Source organism: Tritonibacter scottomollicae, assembly GCF_032924845.1.
GTDB classification, from domain to species: Bacteria; Pseudomonadota; Alphaproteobacteria; order Rhodobacterales; family Rhodobacteraceae; genus Epibacterium; species Epibacterium scottomollicae.
This window is the reverse complement of record NZ_CP136704.1, coordinates 3,793,953-3,817,009: the sequence shown is the minus strand read 5'-3', so window position 1 is coordinate 3,817,009 and position 23,057 is coordinate 3,793,953. Positions and strand designations below refer to the sequence as shown.

Below are 23,057 nucleotides of genomic sequence, written 5' to 3'. Positions count from 1 at the left end.
GAGTGATACAATTCTTCGCACGGCGTCGGCCTCCCCCTCACCCTGATCCGTGGCCTCTTGTGGCCAACGAGACAGGCCCTATCGCCACCCTGGACAGGTTTATTCAGGTCGCCCGACCTTGGGGCTGCGGCCAGGCGGAGGGGTCCCGCTCGGCGCATGGGGGCTGTTCACGGCCTCCAGCTCGGCACGTTTCTTGATCGCGTCGAACTTGGCCTTGATCTTGCGGCGACGACGCAACTGATAGGTCCGGATCACCGGGACGGACAGGATGTAGCCTACGGTCGCGACAATGACCCCAGGCAGCAGCCCGCCAATCATATAGGGATAAAACACCTCATCATAGAAGATCACCAGCCCGGTCCAGTCCGTCGGCGTGCCGGTCGCATAGGCGTAGACGTTGTACCAAAGGTCCCATCCAGCGGCGAGAAACTTGTCCGTCAGCGTCGCGTCCACCTCGGCCACCGGCTGGCTGCCCAGCAACCAATGCCCGGTCTGCAGAGAGATCACGCCGATCGGCACATAGGTCAGCGGATTGCCGAAGAAGGTCGCCGAAAGTGCCGCAAGAAGATTGCCATTCATCACCCGCGCGATGAGGGCAGCCACGAAAAAATGCACACCGTAAAAGGGCGTAAAAGTGGTAAAGAGCCCAGCCCAGATGCCGCGCGCGATACGCTCCGGGTTGTCCGGAAGACGGCGCACACGGTGTTTGACATAAAGAAACGCCCTGCCCCAGCCTCCGCGAGGCCAGAGAAACTCCGCAACCGCCCTGAGCGGCGGGCGTCTGTCTCGGCGCCTGAATACCAAAGGATCATCCCTATTCTTCGTACGGAAGAGGCTAGATCGTACGGTGTTGCGCTCCAGGCCGCTCCCGGTAGCGCGCGACCGCGGCGACGTGGCTCTCTGCTTCCAGCGTCAGTATCAACGAATGCAGCTGCTCCACATCACGCAATTCCACATTGATCATCAAGCGGTAAAAGTCTGGTTTCCGATCCTTGAATTCAAGGTTGGAAATATTCGCCTTCTTCTCGCCAATCAACGTGCAGATCCGCCCCAATACGCCGGCGTCATTGCCGATCGTCAGCTCCAGGGTCACACTGTAGACTGCCGGATGGGTGCCCGAGTGCCAGTGCACGTCGACCCAGCGGTCCATCTGGTCCTCGAACTCGCCCAAGCGGTCGCAATCTGCGGTGTGCACCACCACGCCGTGACCCCGCGAGGTGATGCCGATGATACGTTCGCCGGGCAATGGTTCGCAACAGGCGGCGCGCTCGAACTTCTGCCCCGGTTCCAGGCCGATCACCGCGCGTCGTGGCGATACTTCGTCGCCGTCCTTGGCGGTCAGCTCCGGATAAACGGCCTGAACAACATCATGGGCGGTGATCACCGCGGCCCCGAGCCGGGCCAGCAGCTCGGTCACATCGCTGACACGCAGGGCGCGGGCCGCGGTTTCCAGCGCTTTGTCGGTGGCTTTCTTGTTCACATGCTCAAAGGCGGAGCGTGCAAGTTCGTGGCCCAGTTTCACGAACCGTTCGCGGTCCGCCTCGCGCAGGGCGCGGCGAATGGCGGTGCGCGCTTTGCCGGTGGTGGCGATCTCCAGCCAGCTCACCTGCGGGGTCTGACCCTCGGCGGTGATCACCTCGACCGACTGGCCATTGCGCAGCCGGGTCCAGAGCGGCACCCGGATGCCGTCCACCTTGCCGCCAACACAGGCATGGCCGATGCGGGTGTGGATGGCATAGGCAAAATCGATCGGCGTGGCGCCCTTGGGCAGCTTGATCACATCGCCTTTGGGCGTGAAGCAGAACACCTGATCCGAATACATCTCCAGCTTGACCGCTTCGAGGAATTCGTCGTGGTCATCCTCGCCGTCAAACTGCTCGGTCAGCGAGGCGATCCATTTAGCCGGATCCACGGCAAAGGGGTTCTCGGTGCGCACACCGTCCCGATAGGACCAATGCGCCGCGACGCCCGACTCGGCGACGTCATGCATCTGGCGGGTGCGGATCTGCACCTCCACCCGCTTGCCGTCACGCCCCGACACGGTGGTGTGGATCGAGCGATAGCCGTTGGATTTCGGCTGGCTGATATAATCCTTGAACCGCCCCGGCACCGCGCGCCAGCGCTGGTGGATGGTGCCCAGCGTGCGATAGCAGTCTTCTTCGGTGCGGGTGATGACGCGAAAGCCGTAGATGTCGGACAGGCGCGAAAACCCCTGATCCTTCTCCTGCATCTTGCGCCAGATTGAATAGGGCTTTTTGGCGCGGCCAAAGACCTCGGCCTCGATGCCGGCCTTTTCCAACTCGCCGCGCATGTCTCCGGTGATGCGGTGAATCACGTCGCCGGTTTCGCGCTGCAAGGTGACAAAGCGGCGGATGATCGACTGGCGCCCCTCCGGGTTCAGCACCTTGAAGGCCAGATCTTCCAGCTCCTCGCGCATCCACTGCATCCCCATGCGCCCCGCCAGCGGCGCGTAGATGTCCATGGTTTCGCGCGCCTTCTGGGCCTGTTTCTCAGGCCGCATGGCGCGGATGGTGCGCATATTGTGCAGACGGTCGGCCAGCTTGACCAGAATCACCCGCAGGTCCTTCGACATCGCCATGAACAGCTTGCGGAAGTTTTCCGCCTGCTTGGTCTCGCGAGAGGACAGCTGCAGGTTGGTCAGCTTGGTGACCCCATCGACCAGCATCGCCACCTCCTCGCCGAAACGCGCGGCGACCACTTCGTAAGAGGCCTTGGTGTCTTCGATGGTGTCGTGCAGGAGGGCCGTGATAATCGTCGCATCATCCAGCCGCTGTTCCGTGAGGATGGCAGCGACGGCAACGGGGTGGGTGAAATAAGCCTCACCCGAGTGACGAAACTGGCCGCCGTGCATCTCCTCGCCAAAGGCGTAGGCATCACGCAGCCGTGCTTCATTTGTCTTGGGGTTGTAGTCGCGGACCAGGGAAATCAGGTCATCAGCAGATGTCATTGCCGGTCCGCAACCTCTCTTTTCATGCAGCCTGGATCAGCCTTGACCCTGGGCCTCCATCAGGGCGCGCAGGAGCTTCTCTTCGCTCATGTCGTCTTCCTGAGGCTTGTCGGCTTCGCCACCCATCAGCAGCGCCATGGAATCTTCTTCCGGCTCGTCGACCTCGATCTGAGACTGGTTGCTCTCGATCAGGCGTTCGCGCAGGGCGTCGGCGCTCTGGGTTTCATCGGCGATCTCACGCAGGGACACGACCGGGTTCTTGTCGTTGTCGCGGTCAACGGTGAGTTCGGAGCCAGCAGAGATCTCGCGCGCACGATGTGCGGCCAGCATCACCAGCTCAAATCGGTTGGGAACTTTGTCAACGCAGTCTTCAACCGTCACGCGGGCCATGGGCGACTCTCCAATATAGTTCTGGGTCCAGAGAGAGTGCTTCTAGGATGAATCACGGGACTTGACAAGTCGAGACATATCACAATCGCAGGAAAACCCCTGCAACCGCTTTACAGAGCCGCAACCTCGGCCCGCTCCGTGGCCGGACATGCGGCCAGCATCTGCCCGACGCTCAGCCCGAGAGCCGGGTGAACCCAGTCGCGCGCCACATCCGCCAGCGGCACCAATACAAAGGCACGGTCCTGGATGCGCGGATGCGGTAGAATCAACTGATCCGGACTGTCCTTGCGCTGTCGCTCGGCTGGCAGGGTTTGCCAATACTCAAAGGTTTCCCGATCAGGACGCACCTGCTGATCGACCGCCAGCAGATCGAGATCAAGCGTCCTCATGCCCCAACGCTCCGTGCGGGTGCGTCGAAAGTGAGCCTCGATACGGTGCAGCGCAGCCAGCGCATCACTGGCAGAAAGATCGCCAGTCAGGACCACAGCCGCGTTCACATAGTCCGGCCCGGCCCCTGCCGGAAAGCAAGGCGTGGCAAAAAACCGTGAAATCGCCGAGAGCTCAAACCCTTCTTTACGAAACTCGGTCAAGCATGTTTGCATGGTCGCGAGGGGGGTTGTTCCCTCGTTTTCCAGATTGCTTCCGAGCGCAACGAGAAAGGTTGACCGATTTTCGGTCATGCTTGACCCCAATTCCCAAAGACCTGACACTTGCGGGGAGTGCCAAATAAACTAGATTAAGTCCACCCGCGGATCCGGACATTTATTAAACTCACTCACGGAATTCGGTCCCCGCGACACCAGAAGGACACATTTAATGTTTTACAAGGACGAACGGCTTGCGCTGTTCATAGATGGCTCGAATTTATATGCCTCCGCCAAGGCATTGGGATTTGACATCGACTACAAGCTTCTGCGCCAGGAATTTATGCGGCGCGGCAAACTTGTACGGGCTTTCTATTACACAGCGCTGCTGGAAAACGACGAATACTCGCCCATCAGGCCATTGGTGGACTGGCTGCACTATAATGGCTTCAGCATGGTGACCAAGCCTGCCAAGGAGTACACGGACAGCATGGGTCGCCGGAAGGTGAAAGGGAACATGGATATCGAACTTGCTGTCGATGCCATGGAGCTTGCACCGCGCGTGGATCATATCGTGCTATTTTCGGGAGACGGTGACTTCCGCCCTCTGATCGCCAGCCTGCAACGTCAGGGCGTCCGCGTGTCGGTTGTCTCGACGATCCGCAGCCAGCCTCCGATGATCTCCGACGAACTGCGCCGTCAGGCCGACAACTTCATCGAACTCGAAGAACTGCGCGACGTCATCGGGCGGCCACCGCGCGACGTCCCGAGCGAACCGCGCACGCCGCCTGCCGAGACCGACTGACGCCAAAACACTCAGGCAACCACTCACGATAGGACCACCCGGTGTGACATAGGCGCCGGGTGGTTTCTTTTGCGCACCACTATTCGCCCGGCACTGGACCTCGGGCGGTACAGGCCTTACCTCTGGGGCACATCCTGACCACCCTCGATCTCTGGGACCGCGCACCGATGACCACGAAACCAGCTCTCACCCTCTATCTCGCGGCGCCCCGCGGGTTCTGTGCCGGCGTCGACCGCGCGATCAAGATCGTGGAGATGGCGTTGGAAAAATGGGGCGCACCGGTCTATGTGCGTCACGAGATCGTACACAACAAATTTGTCGTCGATGGGCTGCGCGAAAAAGGCGCGGTGTTTGTCGAGGAGCTGGAAGAATGCCCTGATGACCGGCCGGTGATCTTTTCCGCCCATGGGGTGCCGAAATCGGTGCCCGCCGCTGCCCAGGCCCGCGAGATGGTATTTGTCGATGCCACCTGCCCGCTGGTCTCAAAGGTGCATATCGAAGCGCAGCGCCATGCCGAGGCCGGATTGCAGATGATCATGATCGGCCACAAGGGCCATCCGGAGACCGTCGGCACCATGGGGCAACTGCCCGAGGGCGAGGTGCTGCTGGTCGAAACCGTGGCGGATGTGGCCGATGTGACGGTGCGCGACCCGGAGCGGCTGGCTTTTGTCACCCAGACCACCCTGTCGGTGGATGACACCAAGGATATCGTCGCGGCCCTACAGGCGCGGTTCCCGGCCATCATCGGCCCGCACAAGGAAGACATCTGCTACGCCACCACCAACCGTCAGGAAGCGGTCAAGGCGGTGGCCCCGAAATCCGACGCCCTCTTGGTGGTCGGCGCGCCCAATTCCTCCAATTCGCGCCGTCTGGTCGAGGTGGGCGCCAAGAACGGCTGCAGCTACGCCCAGTTGGTGCAGCGGGCCGAGAACATCGACTGGCGCGCCCTCGACGGCATCCGCTCGGTGGCGATCACCGCCGGGGCCTCGGCTCCGGAACTCCTGGTGAACGAGGTCATCGACGCCTTCCGCGCCCGCTATGACGTCACCGTGGAACTGGTGGAGACGGCGGTGGAAAAAGTCGAATTCAAGGTACCGCGCGTGCTGCGCAGCGCCTGAAGACGACCCGCGTGCCGCCGGGTGCCGTCACCCCTACCCCGCCTTGCACGCAGCAGCGGCTTGCGCTCTGCGGCGGCGTGACTACCTTGGAGAGGCATTCCATCCTGCATGTTCAGGCCTGTCACAAGGAACCGATCCATTGATTTCCCTGCAGTTTCTTCTCACCGCCTTTGTTGTCGTCCTCGCGCCAGGCACAGGTGTCATCTACACGCTGGCGCTTGGCCTTGGACGCGGACGGCGCGCGGCGATCTGGGCCGCGCTTGGCTGCACCCTCGGCATACTGCCGCATCTCGCCGCCGCCACGCTGGGGTTGGCGGCAGTGCTGCACTCCTCGGCGCTGCTGTTTCAGGGCGTGAAGATAGCCGGTGTGGTCTACCTGCTTTACCTCGCGTGGCAGATGCTAAAGTCCGATGGCGCGCTGTCGGTTTCAGCCGCAAAGCCTGATCCGCAGCCCGGCCTGACCATCGCCAAGCGCGGGGCGCTGATCAATATCCTGAACCCGAAGCTATCAATCTTCTTCCTCGCACTGATGCCGCCGTTCCTGTCCGGATCTGCCGCCAGTGCAACGCAGGAAATGGTGTTGCTGGGCGCGGTGTTCATGGCGCTGACCTTTGCGGTTTTTGTCCTATACGGGCTGTTTGCGGCGCAGGCGCGCCAGTTGATCCTCGGCTCTGAACGGGTGGTCACATGGCTCAACCGCAGCTTCGCGGCGATCTTTGCCGCGCTTGCCTTGCGGCTGGCGATGGAGCGCGCCTGATGTTGCGTGGCATTCCGACCGCCCCGCTGCTCCTCGGCCTTGCCGGGGTGATCCCCTTTGTCTGGGGCGCGCTAACGGTGCTGGTGCCGGCCCTGCAGAGCTGGGGGATCGGCGCTCTGGGATCGCGGTTTGTCGGCCCCTATGTGCAGTTGTTCTACGGTTCGGTGATCCTCAGCTTCATGTCCGGGGTGCTCTGGGGCTATGCCACCCGCGCCTCGGGGCGGCTGCAATCGGCGGCCTGTTACGCCCTGTCGGTGATCCCGGCGCTCTGGGCGTTTTTCATGACCGGCGGCGGGCCGGTCAGCGCTGGCATGAACCTGATCTGGGGCTTTCTCGGCCTGTTGCTGCTGGACATGATGTTCAGCCTCTGGCGGCTGACACCCAGCTGGTGGATGCGCCTGCGGGTGCTGTTGACCGGCATCGTTGTCCTCTCGTTGTCTGTCGGGGTGTTCTTGTGAGCGATGAAGAAACCATGGCCGTCTATGCCCAAGCGGCGGAAGACTACGGCAAGGGCTTTGCCCGCGCGAAGGACACGTTTCACGAGCCCGACTATGCGGCCTTTGTGGCAGGCCTGCCCGAGGGCGGCACGGTGCTGGATCTGGGCTGCGGGCCCGGCCATTGGGCGGCGCGGTTTCGCGACGACGGCTACCGGGTTACCGCCGTAGACGCCTCACCCGAGATGGCGGCCTATGCAAAGGAGACCTTTGGCGTCGAGGTCCGCGTCGCGGAATTCGAAGATATCGAAATCGACGCGATGTTTGACGGCATCTGGGCCTTCTTCAGCTTGCTGCACGCGCCACGCAACGATTTCCCCGGCCATCTGCTGCGCCTGCACCGGGCGCTGGTGCCCGGGGGGCAGCTGAGCCTTGGCATGAAACTCGGCGAAGGCGAAGGCCGCGACACGCTGGGCCGGTTCTATTCCTACTACAGCGAGGAGGAGCTGACCGACCTTCTGGGCACTGCGGGCTACACCGTACTGAGCACGCGACGCGGAAATGGCAAAGGATTGGCTGGCGCTGCGGAGACCTTTGTCGTAGTGACCGCGCATGCCTGATTTATATGCCTATACCGACGGAGCCTGCTCCGGAAATCCCGGCCCCGGCGGCTGGGGCGCCCTGTTGCGTGCCATGGATGGTGCGACCATCGTCAAGGAACGCGAATTGCAGGGCGGCGAGAAAGACACCACCAACAACCGGATGGAGCTGCTGGCCGCGATCCATGCGCTAGAAAGCCTGGCGCGGCCGTCGAAGATCACCGTGGTCACCGACTCCGCCTATGTGAAGAACGGTGTCACCGGCTGGATCTTCGGCTGGAAAAGGAACGGTTGGAAGACTGCTGCCAAGAAGCCGGTGAAGAATGTCGAGCTGTGGCAGCGTCTGGACGCGGCGCAGGCCCGCCATGACGTGACCTGGGAATGGGTCAAGGGCCACGCGGGCCACCCAGAGAACGAACGCGCCGACGAGCTGGCCCGCGCTGGCATGGCACCGTTCAAGAAAGGCGGCTGAAACGCTCGTCGCCTTTGTCACGCGCGGTAGGGAGGCTGCGGCATGACCATCCTGACATTGCTGGATTACGCCGCGGCCATCGTTTTTGCCGCATCCGGCGCCATGGTGGCAAGCCGGGCGCAGCTGGACATCGTCGGCTTTGCCTTCATCGCCTGCCTCACGGCGGTGGGCGGCGGCACCGTGCGTGACGTGCTGCTGGACCGTAACCCGGTGTTCTGGATGGGTGATCCGATGCCGATCCTGCTGGCCACCGGGGTGGCGGTGCTGGTGTTCTTCACCGCGCATCTGGTGGAAAGCCGCCTGCGCTGGGTGGTCTGGCTCGACACATTTGCGCTGGCGATCGCGGTGCCTGCAGGCGCCGGGGCGGCGATGGAACTGGGGCACGGGCCGGTGATCGTGGTGTTGATGGGCATGGCGACCGGCAGCCTTGGCGGGTTGATGCGCGATGTGGTCTGCAACGAAGTGCCCTTGGTGCTGACGCAGGGCGAGCTCTATATTTCCTGCGCCATGGCCGGAGCGATCACCGCGGTGGTTATGGTCTGGTTTGGCCTGCCGGCGGGACCGGCCCTGCTGGGCTGCGCCGGGGTCACTTGGGTGACCCGTGCCGGCTCCCTGGCCTTTGGCTGGCATCTGCCCGTCTACCGTCCGCGCCCGCCTCGAAGCTGAACAAAACGTCAGGGAACTCTCCCGCCCGAGCTTTGCGCCCCTGTGGGACGCCCACAATGTTGGGCCGAGCGCGGTGGCGCGCCCAAAGGGCGCGCCACCGCGCGGGTCGCTTCGGGCTCTGCCCGAAGCGAAACACCTGCCACACTTGGGCCTTGCCCCGCTTACTACTTATTCTGGATCTTCTGCCACAGCAGGATCAGCACCACCGCGCCGAGGATTGCGCCGACCAAGCCGGCCAGCATGCCCATCACCGCAAGAAGCGCGCGCAGCACCAGACCCCCGATCAACGCCCCGGCAACGCCGATGGCGATAGTGGTGAGGAGATCCGCTTCGATCCGCATGATCCGCGTGGCGATCAACCCCGCCGCCGCACCGATGATGATCAGGAACACAACCGACATTCTTGTCTCTCTTTCTGCCCCGTCAAAAGGCCTAGCGCCGCCAGTGGAACGGCACGATGATGAGCGCGCCGATCGAGGACAGGATGGCGTTCCAGCCCGGCGCGTTGAAACCGATACCGAACATCAGCCGCAGGAAGAAGAACAGGAAGGCGCCGCCGATGCAGATGATGATCGATTGCACCACCCCGTTGTGGGTGAAGCCGCTGCGTTCGGACAGGTAGCCGACAATACCCGCGATCACCACGGTGCCAAACAGCGCCAACATCATGTCGTCGCCTCCGGCACGGACAGCTCAGAACCGGTCGCAATCGGAAACCCGCGTAAGAAGGTCTCGCGGTCCTGCGCGCCCTTGCCGGAGCGTTGCAGGCGCAGGAGCTCCACTGCGCCACTGCCACAGGCGATGGTCAATGCCTGGTCCAGAACGGTGCCGGACGCGCCGGATCCCGCGGCCAGACGCGAGGCGAGCACCTTTACCCGCTGGCCATCGATGTCGCACCATGCGCCGGGAAACGGCGAGAGACCGCGGATCTTGCGGTCGATCTCTTCCGCAGGGGCGCGCCAGTCGATCTGGGCCTCGGCCTTGTCGATCTTGCTGGCGTAGGTGACGCCCTCCGCGGGCTGTGGCTCCGGCGTCAGATCCGGCAAGGCCATGAGAGCCTCCACGATAAGCCCAGCGCCGATTTCGGACAGGCGATCATGGAGTTCGGAAGTGACTTCCTCGGCCCCGATCAGGGTCTCCTCGCGCATCAGGACAGGGCCGGTATCCAAGCCAGCCTCCATCTGCATGATGCAGATACCTGTTTCTGCATCGCCCGCCATGATCGCGCGGTGAATAGGTGCCGCGCCACGCCACCGCGGCAGCAGGCTGGCGTGAATGTTGAGGCAGCCCCGTTCAGGCGCATCGAGGATGGCCTGCGGCAGGATCAGCCCATAGGCGACCACAACGGCGACGTCAGCCTTGAGCGCTGCAAAGGCGACCTGTTCTTCGGCGTTTTTGAGCGAGACTGGGTGGCGCACATCAAGCCCCAGCGCCTCGGCCCTTGCGTGTACCGGAGTGGGGCGGTCCTTCTTGCCGCGCCCGGCGGGACGGGGTGGCTGGCAATAGACCGCGGCGATCTCGTGACCTGCGGCCACCAGCGCGTCCAGCACCGGGACCGAAAACTCCGGTGTTCCCATGAAGATAACCCGCATCGCGCTGCCCTTCCTGCTGTGCATTGGTGTTGAGCACAGGCTTAACGCAGGACACGGCACAGGGCCAGAGCGGACGCGCATATGCGCGACAGCATGCACCTGCCCCTGACGGGTCAGGCTAGGGCCTCCGGCGGAGATATTTACAAAAAGCTGAAAGCCAACAGGTCAGCGCGCCAGTTTGCGCGCCTTCTTGATCAGCATGTCGCGCTTCATCCGGGAGAGATGGTCAAAGTACATCTTGCCGTTCAGATGGTCGATCTGATGCTGCACGGATGTGGCCTCGATTCCGACAAAATCGCGCCGGTCCACCACGCCGTCCTCGTTGAGGAAACGCACGGTGACCGCACGTGGGCGCTGTATCTTGGCCGCCACGCCGGGGAGGTTGGGGCTGGCTTCCTCATGTTCGCGCAGCTCGATCGAGGAATGCAGGATATCCGGATTGGCCAGCCGTACCACGCGGCCCCGCTGCGTGGAGCCGTCGACCACCGCCAGCCGCAGCATCACGCCGATCTGTGGGGCAGCCAGACCCACACCCGGCATCGCCTCCATCGTGTCGATCATGTCGTCCCAAATCGCGCGGATCTCTTCGGTGATCTCCGGCACCGCGTCGGCGGCGGTGCGCAGGCGTTTGTCGGGCCAAGGCAGGCAGGTACGGATGGTCATGAGCGCGTGTCCTCATCAGGCTGGTACTGTGCGTCTGCCGCCGCGCGGGCCTGAGGCGACAGGTGATCGAAGGTCACACGCCCATCGAGATGGTCGTATTCATGCTGGATGCAGCGGGCGGCGAACCCGTCAAATTCCTGTTCGCAAGGCTGGCGTTCAGCATCCAGCCAACGCACATGCACACGGGTCGGGCGCGATACTTCGGTGGAGACCCCAGGTATCGACAAACAGCCCTCTTCGCCCACAGCCGTCTCTTCCGCGCGCCAAAGGATCTGCGGGTTCATCATCACGACCGGGTTCCGCGCCCCGTCCTTCCAATCCACATCCATCACGAAGAGGCGCTTGAGCACGCCAACCTGCGGCGCCGCCAGGCCCCGGCCCGGCGCGTCATACATCGTCTCCAGCATGTCGGCGATCAGAGTGGTCACATCCTCGTCCGCGTCCACCGGCCTGCAGATCGTCGAAAGACGCGGGTCGGGCCACAGAACGATCGGCAGCAGGCTCATGTATTGCCACGCGCGATTTCGCGCTTCAGCTTCTGCATCTTGCGGGTGATCATCTGGCGTTTCAGCGGCTTGAGATAGTCGATGAACAGCTTGCCCTCGAGATGGTCAATCTCATGCTGCACGCAAGTGGCCCAGAGCCCGTCGAAGGTCTCGCTTTGCAGGTTTCCGTCACGGTCGAGCCATTCCACATCCACCACCTTGGGGCGGGTCACCTCGGCATATTGCTCGGGGATCGACAGGCAGCCTTCCTCGTAGACGTTCTCCTCGTCCGAGGCGGCGATGACGCGCGGGTTGAACATGACGAGGGGGCGCGCGGCGCCCTCCTCTTCCTTCACGCAATCAAGCACGATCAGGCGATCCAGAATGCCGATCTGCGGCGCCGCCAGGCCGATGCCGGGCGCTGCATACATGGTTTCCAGCATGTCGTCGGCCAGCGCGCGCAAATCATCGGACAGGTCCGGCACTTCTGCGGCGGTCTTCTTCAGACGCGGGTCGGGGTGTATCAGGATCGAACGTTTCATGGCCAATGCCTTTAGGCCAATCGCTGCAAACCCGCAATGTCTCTTCGCGGTGGCCGTGATCGGCAAGCGACCGCGCTGTGTTTGTACCAGCACATTGGCGGGGCTTTGCACCGCAGGCGCAATCCCCTAGCGTCTGCCCCGAACACGACGGAGACAGAATTTCATGGATTTCGACAAGATCATTGATCGCCGCGGCACGAATTGCGTCAAATGGGACATGATGGAGCCACTCTACGGAGTATCCCCCGAAGAAGGGCTGGCGATGTGGGTCGCTGACACGGATTTCGCCGTACCGGAGGTGGTCTCGGCAAAGATGCTCGAGATGGCCGATCACGGCATCTATGGCTACGAGAATCGCGAGTCCGAGTACAAGGGCGCGATCCAGTGGTGGATGGAGAACCGCCACGGCTGGCGCGTCGATGCGGATGCGATCTTCACCACCACGGGCCTGGTCAACGGCGTCGGCATGTGCCTGGACACCTTTACCGATCCGGGCGACGGCATCGTGTTGTTCACCCCGGTCTACCACGCCTTTGCAAAGGTGATCCGCCTGGCGGGGCGCGAGGTGGTGGAATGCCAGATGGTGCAGGAGAACGGCGCCTATAGCATGGATTTTGCCGCCTATGACGCGCAGATGACCGGCAAGGAAAAAATGGTCATCCTCTGCTCGCCGCATAATCCCGGTGGCCGGGTCTGGAGCCAGGACGAACTGCAGGGGGTCGCCGATTTCTGCAAGCGCCACGACCTGATGCTGATCTCTGACGAGATCCACCATGATCTGGTGTTCAGTGGGCACAAGCACCTACCGATGCCGGTTGCCGTACCGGAGGTTATCGACCGGCTGATCATGCTGACAGCGCCGTCGAAAACCTTCAACATAGCCGGGCTGCACACGGGTCAGGTGATCATCCCGGACGAGGCGCTGCGCGAGCGTTTCCGCCGTCGCATGCTGGCGATCTATCTGCAGGGCAACACGGCCGGCGAAACCGCCACCATCGCCGCCTATTCTTCCGAAGGGGCGGCCTATGTGGACGCGCTGGTGCCCTATATCGAGGGCAACAAGGCGCTGTTTGACGAGGCTGTGAATGCCATTCCGGGGCTGAAATCCATGGCACTGCAGTCCACCTACCTGGCGTGGGTCGACTTTAGCGACACCGGCATGGAGCGGGCGGAGTTCACCCGCCGTGTGGAGCAGGATGCCATGATCGTGGCAAACCATGGCACCACTTTCGGCACTGGCGGCGAGACCTTCCTGCGGTTCAACCTCGGCACCCAGCGGGCGCGGGTGGAAGAGGCCTGTGCGCGCTTGGCCAGGGCGTTCTCTGACCTGCAGTGACGCATTTCGTGCGGGCCTTGGCTTGGATCGAGGAGACGCAGGGCACGCTGGTCGTGTGCCGCGCCTGTTTCTAAGAGCCGCGGCTGGGGCCCGCACCGCCGCCATCTCCAGTGGCGGCGGTGGAACATCAGATGGTCAACACATCCGGTAGGGCGGCTGCGGTGATAGGATGTGCCGAGGGCAAGGTCGTGTTGCGGATCTAGAGGACGCGTGGATCTGCCCCCAAAGGCGCCGCGTTTGCGGAGGGCGCCGGCAAGACGCCGGAGGGGCGCTCCAGGTTCGACCAGCGCAATCCCGGCAGCGCCTCTCCCCTCTTGCGCAGCCACGATAACTTGCAGGCAAGGGATCAGGCGCACACCGCCACCGCGAGACGCGATCCGCATGGCGAGATGTTCATCCACGGGAAGCCGAAGGCTCTACTGGAATTGGTGAGCCTGCTCGCGATTCGATGCGAACAGCAGTGCCGGCGGCAATGCTCAGCTGCGGCGGCTATCGGAGCTTGTCGCTGTTGGGAGCACGGTGGATATCAAGCCCTGACCGATTGCCTGGATTGGCTCATTGGCTTTTTTCAGAGCTATCGGAGATGTTTCGCTTCGGGCAAAGCCCGAAGCGACCCGCGCCGCGCGCGCCCGTTCCGGGCGCGCGCGGCGCTTGGCCCAACCGTCAGGGTCATGTCCTGAACAGGATATGGCGCTTATGGGCGGGAGCTCCGCCGTCTGCAAATCTCGCAACATCACGCAGCGCCGGCTGGTGCGCACACGCCAATGCGCACAGCCCGGAAACATTACTCCAAGGGCGCTGGCTCAGCCCTCGCCCAGATGATCATGTCCCAACAAACCGACTGGCGCATCCGGCGCGCGATAGAAATCCAGCGGTGCACTGTCTGCTGCGGCGGTCGCGCGCTTGAACTCATAGCGCATTTCGCCTGCTTCGGCCTCGGAGGCCACGATCAGACATTGCGACAGATGACGTGTGCCATCGTAGAGATCCACAAGGCCGCGCAACTGCGGCACCACCTCCGCCTCGACCGAGAACCCGTCAGTCCACTGGCGAAGCACCGGATAGATCTCCTCGCCCGCATGCACGCGCAGGCGATTCTTTTTCTTCATGCCCTGCAGGCGCGCCTTGTCCAGCGCGTCCTGAACGGACTGGGGAACGTAGGTGGTCATGGCCTTTACCTCCGGCATTAGAGGACCGACCCTTAGTTTGGCTTGGAATTGGCTAAAATCAAGTGAAGGCGGCGCGCCCCTCGGCTGCAATTTCGAAGTGTGATCGGTTGGCCGCGCGCCTTTCTACGTTCCAATGCCTCGCTGCCTGAACAGGTTCTCTGCATGAGGCCTGTGCGCGGATGCAGAGGCGCTGCGCAGTCGCACAGGTGGTCGCGCCACTGCTCTGGCCCTATCCTCAGTCGCAACCGAAAAAAGGAAGGGCCTACCATGGGACTGCTGGTTGACGGCAAATGGCAAGACGTCTGGTATGACACAAAATCGCATGGGGGCGCTTTCAAACGTTCCGAATCCCAGTTCCGCAACTGGCTCACCGCCGATGGCGGCCCGGGTCCCGATGGCCAGACAGGGTTCAAGGCAGAAAGCGGTCGCTATCACCTCTATGTGTCCTACGCCTGCCCTTGGGCGCATCGCACCCTGATCTTTCGCAAACTGAAAGGGCTGGAGGACCACATCAGCATTTCAGTCGTGCATCCGGACATGCTGGACAAGGGCTGGGAGTTCAAGACAGGCATGGACGGCGCCACCGGCGATGATCTGTTCGGCTTCGACTACATGCATCAGGTCTATACCAAGGCAGACCCCGCCTACTCTGGCCGCGTCACGGTGCCGGTGCTCTGGGACAAGCAGAACAACACAATCGTGTCGAACGAGAGCGCAGAGATCATCCGCATGCTCAACTCCGCCTTCGACGAGATCACGGGAAATACGCTTGACCTCTGGCCCGAGGCGCTGCGCGAGCCGATCGAGGCGGTGAACGCCCGAGTTTATGACACGGTGAACAACGGCGTGTACAAATCCGGCTTTGCCACCTCGCAGGAGGCCTATGACGCCGCCGTGATGCCGCTGTTCGACAGTCTCGACTGGCTGGAGGACATCCTGAGCCAGCATCGTTACCTGATGGGCGACAATCTGACCGAGGCCGACTGGCGCCTGTTCACCACGCTGGTGCGCTTTGACCCGGTCTACCATCTGCATTTCAAATGCAACCGGCGTCGGATCATCGACTACCCTAACCTCTGGGCCTACACCCGTGAACTGTATCAGATGCCGGGCGTGGCAGAGACGGTGGTGATGCCGCATATCGTGCGCCACTATCACTACAGCCATGACACCATCAATCCGAACCGCATCCTGCCGATCAACCCGGTACTGGACTGGGATGCACCGCACGGGCGCGGATAGGCGCGCAACCGAACCGCAGAGGCCCAGGGCGCGGCGGGGTTCCGCCGCGCTTGCTTTATGGGAAGGGCGGGGGCATATCGTCCAAAGACCCTATGCACAAAGGCCGATCCGCCATGGTAGATAGTATCTCAAGCGTCCCTCAAGGCGCACCGGCGACCGCCCTGACGACCGCCCTGCCCCCGGCGCGCGATCATGGCGGCAACCTCGCCGCAGCCATCGCGCGCTTTGGCGGCGCGCGTGAGGACTGGATCGACCTGTCGACCGGAATAAACCCGGCCCCCTACCCGCTGCCGCCCATGCTGGCAGAAGACTGGACCGCCCTGCCCGACAGCAACGCGCAACAGGCACTGATCGAGGCGGCCCGCGGTTTCTGGCAGGTGCCGGAGGGCGCGGATATCCTTGCCGCCCCCGGCGCGTCGGCCCTGATCGCCCGCCTCCCTGTGCTGCGTCCTTCCCGCACCGTGCAGATCACCACCCCGACTTATAACGAACACGCGGCCGCCTTTGACCAATGTGGCTGGCAGGTCCTCGACGCGGGTCCGGCAGAGGGGCAGGTTGTGGTGCATCCCAACAATCCCGATGGACGTCTCTGGCTGGCGGAGGAGTTGACAGCGCCCTTCTGCGTGATCGATGAGAGCTTTTGCGATATCTGCCCCGATCAGAGCTTAATCGCCCAGGCCGCCACGCCCGGCACGGTGATCCTGAAGAGCTTTGGCAAGTTCTGGGGGCTGGCCGGGCTGCGGCTGGGGTTCGCCATTGGGGACCCGGAACTGATCGCGGGGCTGCGTGCCGCCATGGGGCCGTGGGCGGTCTCCGGCCCGGCGCTGCGGACCGGAACACAGGCATTGAACAACCCAGACTGGGCGGCCACCACGCGGCTGGAGCTGGCCGATGCCGCCTCGCGCCTTGACCAGCTGATGCAACAGGCCGGGGCGCAGACCGTCGGCGGCACCGATCTGTTCCGGCTCTATGACGTGGAGGACGCGGCTGCCTGGCAGGAGCGCCTTGGCCGCGCCCATATCTGGAGCCGCATCTTCCCCTATTCCACCCGCTTCCTGCGCCTCGGTCTGCCGCCCGCCGACCGATGGGGCCAACTGGAGACCGCGCTGACATGAGCACCGCCGCGCTGCTGATCCCCGCCCTGATCCTCGATGCCGCCTTGGGAGAACCGAAATGGCTCTGGTCACGGCTGCCGCATCCGGCGGTGCTGATGGGACGGCTGGTACAGGCGCTGGACGACGGATTGAATGAGGGCGACGGCAAACGTGGCAGGGGCGTGGTGGCGGTTGCCGTGCTGGTGCTCACCGGGCTGGTCCTCGGCTGGACGCTGTCCTGGCTCGGCAGCCTGGTCAGCGTGCTGATCGCCGCCATCCTGATCGCGCAACGCTCGCTGATCGACCACGTCAGCGCCGTGGCCACCGGGTTGCGTCAAGGCCTGCCCGAGGGGCGCGCAGCGGTGGCGATGATCGTCAGCCGCGACACCGACAGCATGACCGGCCCGCAGGTGGCGCGCTCCGCCATCGAGAGCGGGGCGGAGAATTTCTCTGACGGGGTGATCGCGCCGGTGTTCTGGTTCCTTGTCGCCGGACTACCGGGGCTGCTGATCTACAAGCTGATAAACACCGCCGACAGCATGATCGGCTATCGCACCGAAGCCTACGAGGAATTCGGCTGGGCCGCGGCGCGGTTTGATGATGTGCTGAACATCATCCCCGCCCGGTTGAGTGCGCTCCTGCTGGCCGTGGTCACCCGGCGCACCGGCGACTGGGGCGAGATCAGCACCGATGCGCGCAAACACCGCTCCCCCAACGCGGGCTGGCCAGAGGCCGCCATGGCCCGCGCGCTTGGCGTGGCGCTGGCGGGTCCGCGCTCCTACGATGGCGAGATGCGCGACTTTGCTTGGGTGAATGACAGCGGTTCAAAGAGCGCCGATGCCCATGCCATCACGCGTTGCTGTCAAATTCTGTGGAAATCATGGGGTCTGACACTGGTTCTGGTGGTTGCATTGGGTCTGCTCTTCTAGATATCGTTAGCGCGAACCCATCCGACCAAAGGACATATGGCCATGCGCGTGCTGCCCAGCCCCAAAGCGGTCCTGCACCGCACCGCCCTGATCGCCCTGTTAGCCACCCCGACCCTGGCCTCTGCGCAATGTGGCGGAGGTTTCCAGAACTTCGTACGTGGGCTGAAGGACGAGGCCGTTTCCGCGGGCTATTCGATCAAAACGGTGAACGGCTTCTTCAGCGGTGTCGCTAAAGACTCCAAAGTGCTGCGCGCCGACCGCTCGCAAGGCGTGTTCCAGAAACCCTTCATCGAGTTTTCGCGACGGCTCATCTCGCAGAGCCGATTGGATCGGGGCAGCCGCAAGGGCGAGGAATTCGACAAGATTTTTGAGCGGATCGAGACCACCTATGGCATCAACCGCGGCGTGCTGCTGGCCTTCTGGGCGTTTGAGACCGACTACGGCGCGGTCCAGGGCGATTTCAACACCCGCAACGCGCTGGTGACGCTGGCCCATGACTGCCGCCGCCCGGAGTTGTTCCGGCCGCAGATCTTCTCGGCTCTGGAGCTCTACCGCAAGGGGGATTTCGACCCGGCCCGCACTACCGGCGCCTGGGCCGGAGAGATCGGCATGGTGCAGATGTTGCCCGGCGATATCCTCGAACACGGGGTGGATGCGGATGGCGATGGCCATGTGACGCTGAAAACCTCTGCCGCCGATGCGCTGATGTCAGCGGCGCGGATGCTGTCGCACCTCGGCTGGCGTGCAAACGAGCCCTGGCTGCAGGAAGTCACCATTCCGGCGGGCATGGATGTCTCTGCCTCCGGCCCGGCCTACAAGAAATCCGTGGCAGAGTGGGAGGCCATGGGGGTCACGCCACGGTCCTTTGACTTCGCAATGAAGGACGTCGAGGCCTCGTTGATCCTGCCGCAGGGACACAAGGGACCTGCCTTCCTCGCCTACCCCAATTTCGACATCTATTTCGAATGGAACCAGAGCTTTACCTATGTGCTGACCGCCGCCTATTTCGCCACCCGGCTTCAGGGCGCAGAGGTCTACAACGCGGGCAACCCCGACACCGGGTTGAGCGACGGGCAGATGAAGGAACTGCAGCGGCGGCTGCAAGACCGAGGGCATGATGTCGGCAGCGTAGATGGTATCCTTGGTGCAAATACACGCCTGGCCGTCCAGCAAGAGCAAATGCGCCTCGGCCTGCCTGCCGATGCCTGGCCAACGCCAGATCTGCTCAACGCGCTTTGAGGTCGCTCAGGGCCGCATCGGGAAACGCGCGCCCTCTTCGGTAATCAGCAGGGTGCGATTGCCATCACGCACATATAGGTCGCAGCGTTTGTTGCCATTGGTGAAGGTCACGCAGACGCTGCCGTCCTCGGCGACCCTGTAGCTGCCCCACGCAGTACCGCCGCCATTCTGCGCCGAGTAGGTATAGGCGTAGGCGCCATTGGCCCAGAACCGGCTTTCGCCATCATCGTAGTAGCGGAACACCTGCCCCGGCAGTGCCGCAAGGTCGTCGGCGTCAAAGGGCTGATCTCCGGGGCGCAACGCCCATTCGGCAGCAGAGAGCGGCGTGGCAAGGCAAAGCAGCAAGGGGATGAGACAGCGCATAACGCTACCCTAGCGGCGCTTTTGATGACAGCGCAGTCACGACTGCGTGTCAGCGCCGCTCACAGTCAGGCGACCAGAGCTTCGGCCTTTTTCAGATCGACGGAGACCAGCTGGCTAACGCCCTTCTCCTGCATGGTGACGCCGAACAAACGATCCATCCGCGCCATGGTCACCGCGTGGTGGGTGATGATCAGAAACCGCGTGTCGGTCTGCCGACACATCTCGTCCAGCAGGTCGCAGAAGCGGGTGACATTGGCGTCATCCAGCGGCGCGTCGACCTCGTCCAGAACGCAAATCGGCGCCGGGTTTGACAGGAAGACCGCAAAGATCAGCGCCATCGCCGTCAGCGTCTGCTCACCGCCGGACAGCAGCGACAGGGTCGACAGCTTCTTGCCCGGAGGCTGGCACATGATCTCCAGCCCCGCATCCAGCGGGTCGTCGCTTTCGACCATCAGCAGGTTGGCTTCGCCGCCGCCAAAGAGATGCGTGAAAAGCATCGCAAAGGAGCTGTTGACCTGCTCGAAGGCGGTCAGCAGCCGTTCGCGCCCCTCGCGGTTGAGGCTGGCGATGCCCGCGCGCAGGGTCTTTACCGCCTCTTCCAAGTCCAGCTTTTCGGCCACCAACGTGTCATGCTCTTCCTGCACCTCGCGGGCGTCTTCCTCGGCACGCAGGTTGACCGCCCCCAGCGCGTCCCGCTGGCGTTTGTGGCGGGCGACCTCGACCTCCAGATCCTCGGCGTTGGGCATATCCTCGGGCGCGACCTCAAGCTGCTGCAGTAGGTCGCCGGGCTCCATCTGCATCACCTCGTCGATGCGCTCGGCGGCGGCCTCGACAGTCTCACGGGCGGCCTCGGTGCGGGCCTCGGAGCGGGCGCGGGCCTCGCGAGCCTCGGAGGCCAGCCGTTCGCATTCGCGCTCATTGTGCACCGCCTCGCGCAGCACGCCTTCGGCGGCGACCAGCGCATCGGTGGCCTCGGCCTTGCGGGTCTCGGCCTCGGTGATCTGTTCGTTCAGCTCCTCGCGGGTCTCGGCAATCTCGCCGGGCACCGCCATCGCGTCCTCCAGCTCTTCCTGACTGGCCTCGCGGCGCTCTTCCAGTTCAGCGATCCGCTTGCCGGCCGACTCCAGACGATGGCGCCAGCCGGAGATTTCCTTGGTCACGGTCTGGGCCCGTTTGGTGCGGGCCTCGCCCTCGCGGCGCAGCTCGTCCAGCGCGGAGCGATGGGTCAACATGGTGATCCGCGCAGCCTCAACGCCGTGCTTGATCTCCTCGACCTTGGCGCGGGCCTCGCCCAGATCCCCCAGCGCGCTTTGTCCGGTTTCGGCCTCTTTCAGCTGCAGGGATGCGGTCAGCGCGTCCTCGTCATGGCGGGCAACGGCGATACCGAAGTTTTCCAGCTTGCCTTCAGCGAGGTTGCGCTCCGCCTCGGCGCGGCTCAGGGCACGGGCGGCATCGGCGACACGCTGGTCGGCGGCGCGGCGGGCCTGACGGGCGGCCTGATCGGCGCGGGTGACCTCTTCCAGCTTGCGCACCAGCGCCTCATGCGCCGCCTGCGCGCCCTCGGTTCGGGCGGTCGCATGGGCCAGATCCTGTTTCAGCGCTTCCAGCCGGTTCATCTGTTCCAGCCGCATGGCGGCGGCAGAGGGCGCATCCTCGGCCCAGGCGCGGAAGCCGTCCCAGCGCCACAGGTCGCCCTCCAATGTCACCAGCCGCTGCCCCGGTTGCAGCTGCGGTTGCAGGCGCAGGGCCTCGTCCGGGTCCACCACGCCGATCTGCGCGATCCGGCGCCAGAGCGCATCGGGGCCGTCGACATATTTGCCCAGCGGCTCAACCCCGTCGGGCAGCGGGGCATCACGGTCATAGGACGGCAGGGTGAGCCAGCCCGTGGGCCCGTCGCCATCCGCAAGCGGCGCGCGCAGATCATCGGAGAGCGCCGCGCCCAAGGCCTTCTCGTAGCCCGGGGTCACCCGCAGGTCATCCATCACCTGCCCACCCTCGGCGGTGTCTCGTTCGACCAGCTTGGCCAGCGCCGTCACCTCGGCCCGCAGCGCGCCAAGCTCGCCCTCGGCCTCGGAGCGTTTGGCGCGCGCCTCGGTCTCATGCGCCTGGGTTTCTGTGCGCAGCTCATCCGCCTCGGCCAGGGCCTCCTCGGCCATTTCAGCCCCCTCGCGGGCCTCTTCCTCGGCCTCGACTGCGGCCTCATAGGTTTCTTCGGATGTCCCCAGCGCCTCGCGGGCCTCTTCCATGGCGGCGCGGGATTTGGCGCCCTCGCCCTCGGCCCGGTCCAGCGCCCGGCGGCAATCCTCAACCAGCCGTTGGGCAGACTGGTGACGGGCAGCGAGACGGGCGACATCCTCAGTCACCTGCGACAGATGTTCCTCGCCGGTGTGCAGGATCGACGCCGATTCCTCTGCCACATCCGCCGCTTCGGACATCCGGTCGTCCTGGCCTTCGCCGGCCTTGGCCAGCTCGCGCTTTTCCCATTCAAGCCGTTCAATGGTCTCGCCCGCGTCCTTGTTCAGGCCGGACTCGCGTTCAATGTCATTGCCCAGCTGCTGGATGCGGCTGTTCAGACGTTCGATGTTCTGACGCGCCTGCGCCTCCTGATCCGAGAGCGCATCACGCTGCACCACCAGCCGCTGCAACACGGCCGCAGCGATCGCGTCTTCCTCGCGCAGGGGCGGCAGGCCTTCTTCGGCCTCGGCCCGTTTCTCGCTCGCCACGCGGGCCAATGCCTCTGCCTTGGCCGCCTGGCTCACGCGGGTGCGCAGTTCCTCCTCAGCGGCGAGGCGGGCGTCATCCGCTTCGCGCCAGCGCCGGTAGAGCAGCATGCCCTCGGCCAGCCGCAGCTTCTCTCCAATCTCGCGGTAGCGCTGCGCCTGTTTCGCCTGCCGCCCCAGCTGCCCCAACTGGCTGGCGAGCTGTTCGATCACGTCATCGACGCGCAGCAGGTTCTGTTCGGTGTTCTTCAGCTTCAGCTCCGCCTCGTGGCGCCGCTGATAGAGGCCGGAGATCCCCGCCGCCTCTTCCAGCACCCGGCGGCGGGCCTTGGGCTTAGCGTTGATCAGTTCGGAGATCTGCCCCTGCCGCACCAGCGCCGGTGAATGCGCGCCGGTCGAGGCATCGGCAAAGAGCATCTGCACGTCCTTGGCGCGCACATCGCGAGTGTTGGCCTTGTAGGCGGAGCCCACGTCGCGGGTGATCCGGCGCACGATGTCAAGCTGATCGGCCTCGTTGAACCCCGACGGCGCCAGCCGCTCGGAGTTGTCGATCTGCAGGCTCACCTCGGCAAAATTGCGGGCCGAGCGGCTGGCGGTGCCGGCGAAGATCACATCTTCCATGCCGCCGCCGCGCATCGCCTTGGCCCGGGTCTCGCCCATCACCCAGCGCAGCGCCTCCAGCAGGTTCGACTTGCCACAGCCGTTTGGCCCCACGACGCCGGTCAGACCATCGGCGATGATCAGGTCGGTGGGGTCAACAAAGCTCTTGAAGCCAGTCAGCCTGAGTTTGGAAAAGCGCAAGATCGCCCTTTCTGGTGATTCCGTTGCCGGAAATCACATCAGTCTTGCGGGCCAAGTGTCAACGGCGCATGACGCAAAATCGGCACTTT

Annotated in this window: 25 protein-coding genes; 12 read left to right on the top strand and 13 right to left on the bottom strand. The window is 63.8% G+C overall.

The window, feature by feature from the left end; all coding sequences use genetic code 11:
• Window positions 1-99: 99 nt before the first annotated feature.
• From R1T40_RS18965 to folK, 4 genes are all read right to left on the bottom strand, one after another.
• On the bottom strand, window positions 100-804 hold the full coding sequence (locus R1T40_RS18965) for a DUF2062 domain-containing protein (RefSeq protein WP_317385247.1): 705 nt from the start codon (window positions 802-804) through the stop codon (window positions 100-102).
• Between the two features lie 31 nt (window positions 805-835).
• Complete coding sequence (locus R1T40_RS18960) at window positions 836-2,968, bottom strand: RelA/SpoT family protein (protein ID WP_106164259.1); 2,133 nt, start codon at window positions 2,966-2,968, stop codon at window positions 836-838.
• A gap of 36 nt (window positions 2,969-3,004) precedes the next feature.
• Window positions 3,005-3,358: a DNA-directed RNA polymerase subunit omega gene (rpoZ, locus tag R1T40_RS18955; RefSeq protein WP_106164258.1), complete on the bottom strand. Its 354-nt coding sequence runs from the start codon at window positions 3,356-3,358 to the stop codon at window positions 3,005-3,007.
• A gap of 110 nt (window positions 3,359-3,468) precedes the next feature.
• On the bottom strand, window positions 3,469-4,038 hold the full coding sequence (folK, locus tag R1T40_RS18950; RefSeq protein WP_317385246.1) for a 2-amino-4-hydroxy-6-hydroxymethyldihydropteridine diphosphokinase: 570 nt from the start codon (window positions 4,036-4,038) through the stop codon (window positions 3,469-3,471).
• Between the two features lie 136 nt (window positions 4,039-4,174).
• Here folK and R1T40_RS18945 point away from each other — a divergent pair, with 136 nt between their 5' ends.
• The 7 genes from R1T40_RS18945 (at window position 4,175) to R1T40_RS18915 (ending at window position 8,793) form a co-directional block, all read left to right on the top strand.
• Window positions 4,175-4,747 carry a LabA-like NYN domain-containing protein gene (locus tag R1T40_RS18945; RefSeq protein WP_106164256.1) on the top strand — a complete coding sequence of 191 codons (573 nt, stop codon included), beginning with the start codon at window positions 4,175-4,177 and terminating at the stop codon, window positions 4,745-4,747.
• Between the two features lie 167 nt (window positions 4,748-4,914).
• Window positions 4,915-5,865: a 4-hydroxy-3-methylbut-2-enyl diphosphate reductase gene (gene ispH / locus R1T40_RS18940; RefSeq protein ID WP_106164255.1), complete on the top strand. Its 951-nt coding sequence runs from the start codon at window positions 4,915-4,917 to the stop codon at window positions 5,863-5,865.
• Between the two features lie 139 nt (window positions 5,866-6,004).
• Complete coding sequence (locus tag R1T40_RS18935; RefSeq protein ID WP_317385245.1) at window positions 6,005-6,622, top strand: LysE family translocator; 618 nt, start codon at window positions 6,005-6,007, stop codon at window positions 6,620-6,622.
• Window positions 6,622-7,080 (top strand): DUF3429 domain-containing protein, encoded by a 459-nt coding sequence (locus R1T40_RS18930; protein WP_317385244.1) that lies wholly within the window; start codon window positions 6,622-6,624, stop codon window positions 7,078-7,080. Before R1T40_RS18935 ends, R1T40_RS18930 begins: the two co-directional genes overlap by 1 nt.
• On the top strand, window positions 7,077-7,676 hold the full coding sequence (locus R1T40_RS18925) for a class I SAM-dependent methyltransferase (RefSeq protein WP_317385243.1): 600 nt from the start codon (window positions 7,077-7,079) through the stop codon (window positions 7,674-7,676). The genes R1T40_RS18930 and R1T40_RS18925 overlap by 4 nt, the downstream gene beginning before the upstream one ends.
• Entirely contained in the window at window positions 7,669-8,127 is a 459-nt protein-coding gene (gene rnhA, locus R1T40_RS18920; protein ID WP_106164251.1) for a ribonuclease HI, read from the top strand. Before R1T40_RS18925 ends, rnhA begins: the two co-directional genes overlap by 8 nt.
• 42 nt (window positions 8,128-8,169) lie before the next feature.
• A complete protein-coding gene (locus R1T40_RS18915; protein WP_317385242.1) occupies window positions 8,170-8,793 on the top strand; it encodes a trimeric intracellular cation channel family protein in 624 nt (207 codons plus the stop codon).
• 164 nt (window positions 8,794-8,957) lie between these two features.
• Here R1T40_RS18915 and R1T40_RS18910 read toward each other — a convergent pair whose 3' ends face one another.
• From R1T40_RS18910 to def (R1T40_RS18885), 6 genes are all read right to left on the bottom strand, one after another.
• The gene (locus R1T40_RS18910) at window positions 8,958-9,194 is read right to left on the bottom strand and encodes a GlsB/YeaQ/YmgE family stress response membrane protein (protein WP_106164249.1); all 237 of its coding nucleotides are present in this window, start codon (window positions 9,192-9,194) and stop codon (window positions 8,958-8,960) included.
• 31 nt (window positions 9,195-9,225) lie between these two features.
• Window positions 9,226-9,462 carry a hypothetical protein gene (locus R1T40_RS18905; protein WP_317385241.1) on the bottom strand — a complete coding sequence of 79 codons (237 nt, stop codon included), beginning with the start codon at window positions 9,460-9,462 and terminating at the stop codon, window positions 9,226-9,228.
• On the bottom strand, window positions 9,459-10,385 hold the full coding sequence (gene fmt, locus R1T40_RS18900) for a methionyl-tRNA formyltransferase (RefSeq protein WP_317385240.1): 927 nt from the start codon (window positions 10,383-10,385) through the stop codon (window positions 9,459-9,461). The genes R1T40_RS18905 and fmt overlap by 4 nt, the downstream gene beginning before the upstream one ends.
• A 165-nt stretch (window positions 10,386-10,550) precedes the next feature.
• The gene (gene def / locus R1T40_RS18895; protein WP_317385239.1) at window positions 10,551-11,048 is read right to left on the bottom strand and encodes a peptide deformylase; all 498 of its coding nucleotides are present in this window, start codon (window positions 11,046-11,048) and stop codon (window positions 10,551-10,553) included.
• Window positions 11,045-11,554 (bottom strand): peptide deformylase, encoded by a 510-nt coding sequence (def, locus tag R1T40_RS18890; protein WP_317385238.1) that lies wholly within the window; start codon window positions 11,552-11,554, stop codon window positions 11,045-11,047. The genes def (R1T40_RS18895) and def (R1T40_RS18890) overlap by 4 nt, the downstream gene beginning before the upstream one ends.
• Window positions 11,551-12,075 (bottom strand): peptide deformylase, encoded by a 525-nt coding sequence (gene def / locus R1T40_RS18885; RefSeq protein ID WP_317385237.1) that lies wholly within the window; start codon window positions 12,073-12,075, stop codon window positions 11,551-11,553. Before def (R1T40_RS18885) ends, def (R1T40_RS18890) begins: the two co-directional genes overlap by 4 nt.
• A gap of 163 nt (window positions 12,076-12,238) precedes the next feature.
• Between def (R1T40_RS18885) and R1T40_RS18880 the strand changes: the two genes are divergently transcribed.
• Window positions 12,239-13,411, top strand: a complete 1,173-nt coding sequence (locus R1T40_RS18880; RefSeq protein WP_317385236.1) for a MalY/PatB family protein — start codon at window positions 12,239-12,241, stop codon at window positions 13,409-13,411.
• A gap of 803 nt (window positions 13,412-14,214) precedes the next feature.
• Here the strand turns inward: R1T40_RS18880 and R1T40_RS18875 are convergent.
• Complete coding sequence (locus tag R1T40_RS18875; RefSeq protein ID WP_106164243.1) at window positions 14,215-14,580, bottom strand: hypothetical protein; 366 nt, start codon at window positions 14,578-14,580, stop codon at window positions 14,215-14,217.
• Window positions 14,581-14,847: 267 nt separating this feature from the next.
• Here R1T40_RS18875 and R1T40_RS18870 point away from each other — a divergent pair, with 267 nt between their 5' ends.
• From R1T40_RS18870 to R1T40_RS18855, 4 genes are all read left to right on the top strand, one after another.
• Window positions 14,848-15,822, top strand: coding sequence for a glutathione S-transferase family protein (locus R1T40_RS18870; RefSeq protein WP_317385235.1), 975 nt, complete (start codon window positions 14,848-14,850; stop codon window positions 15,820-15,822).
• Between the two features lie 113 nt (window positions 15,823-15,935).
• The gene (locus R1T40_RS18865; protein WP_317385234.1) at window positions 15,936-16,937 is read left to right on the top strand and encodes a threonine-phosphate decarboxylase; all 1,002 of its coding nucleotides are present in this window, start codon (window positions 15,936-15,938) and stop codon (window positions 16,935-16,937) included.
• Complete coding sequence (gene cbiB, locus R1T40_RS18860) at window positions 16,934-17,845, top strand: adenosylcobinamide-phosphate synthase CbiB (protein ID WP_317385233.1); 912 nt, start codon at window positions 16,934-16,936, stop codon at window positions 17,843-17,845. The genes R1T40_RS18865 and cbiB overlap by 4 nt, the downstream gene beginning before the upstream one ends.
• A gap of 42 nt (window positions 17,846-17,887) precedes the next feature.
• Window positions 17,888-19,084, top strand: a complete 1,197-nt coding sequence (locus R1T40_RS18855; protein ID WP_317385232.1) for a lytic murein transglycosylase — start codon at window positions 17,888-17,890, stop codon at window positions 19,082-19,084.
• Window positions 19,085-19,090: 6 nt separating this feature from the next.
• Here the strand turns inward: R1T40_RS18855 and R1T40_RS18850 are convergent, their stop codons facing one another.
• Window positions 19,091-19,447 (bottom strand): hypothetical protein, encoded by a 357-nt coding sequence (locus tag R1T40_RS18850; RefSeq protein WP_317385231.1) that lies wholly within the window; start codon window positions 19,445-19,447, stop codon window positions 19,091-19,093.
• A 65-nt stretch (window positions 19,448-19,512) separates the two neighbouring features.
• Window positions 19,513-22,968 carry a chromosome segregation SMC family protein gene (locus tag R1T40_RS18845; RefSeq protein WP_317385230.1) on the bottom strand — a complete coding sequence of 1,152 codons (3,456 nt, stop codon included), beginning with the start codon at window positions 22,966-22,968 and terminating at the stop codon, window positions 19,513-19,515.
• Between the last annotated feature and the right edge of the window lie 89 nt (window positions 22,969-23,057).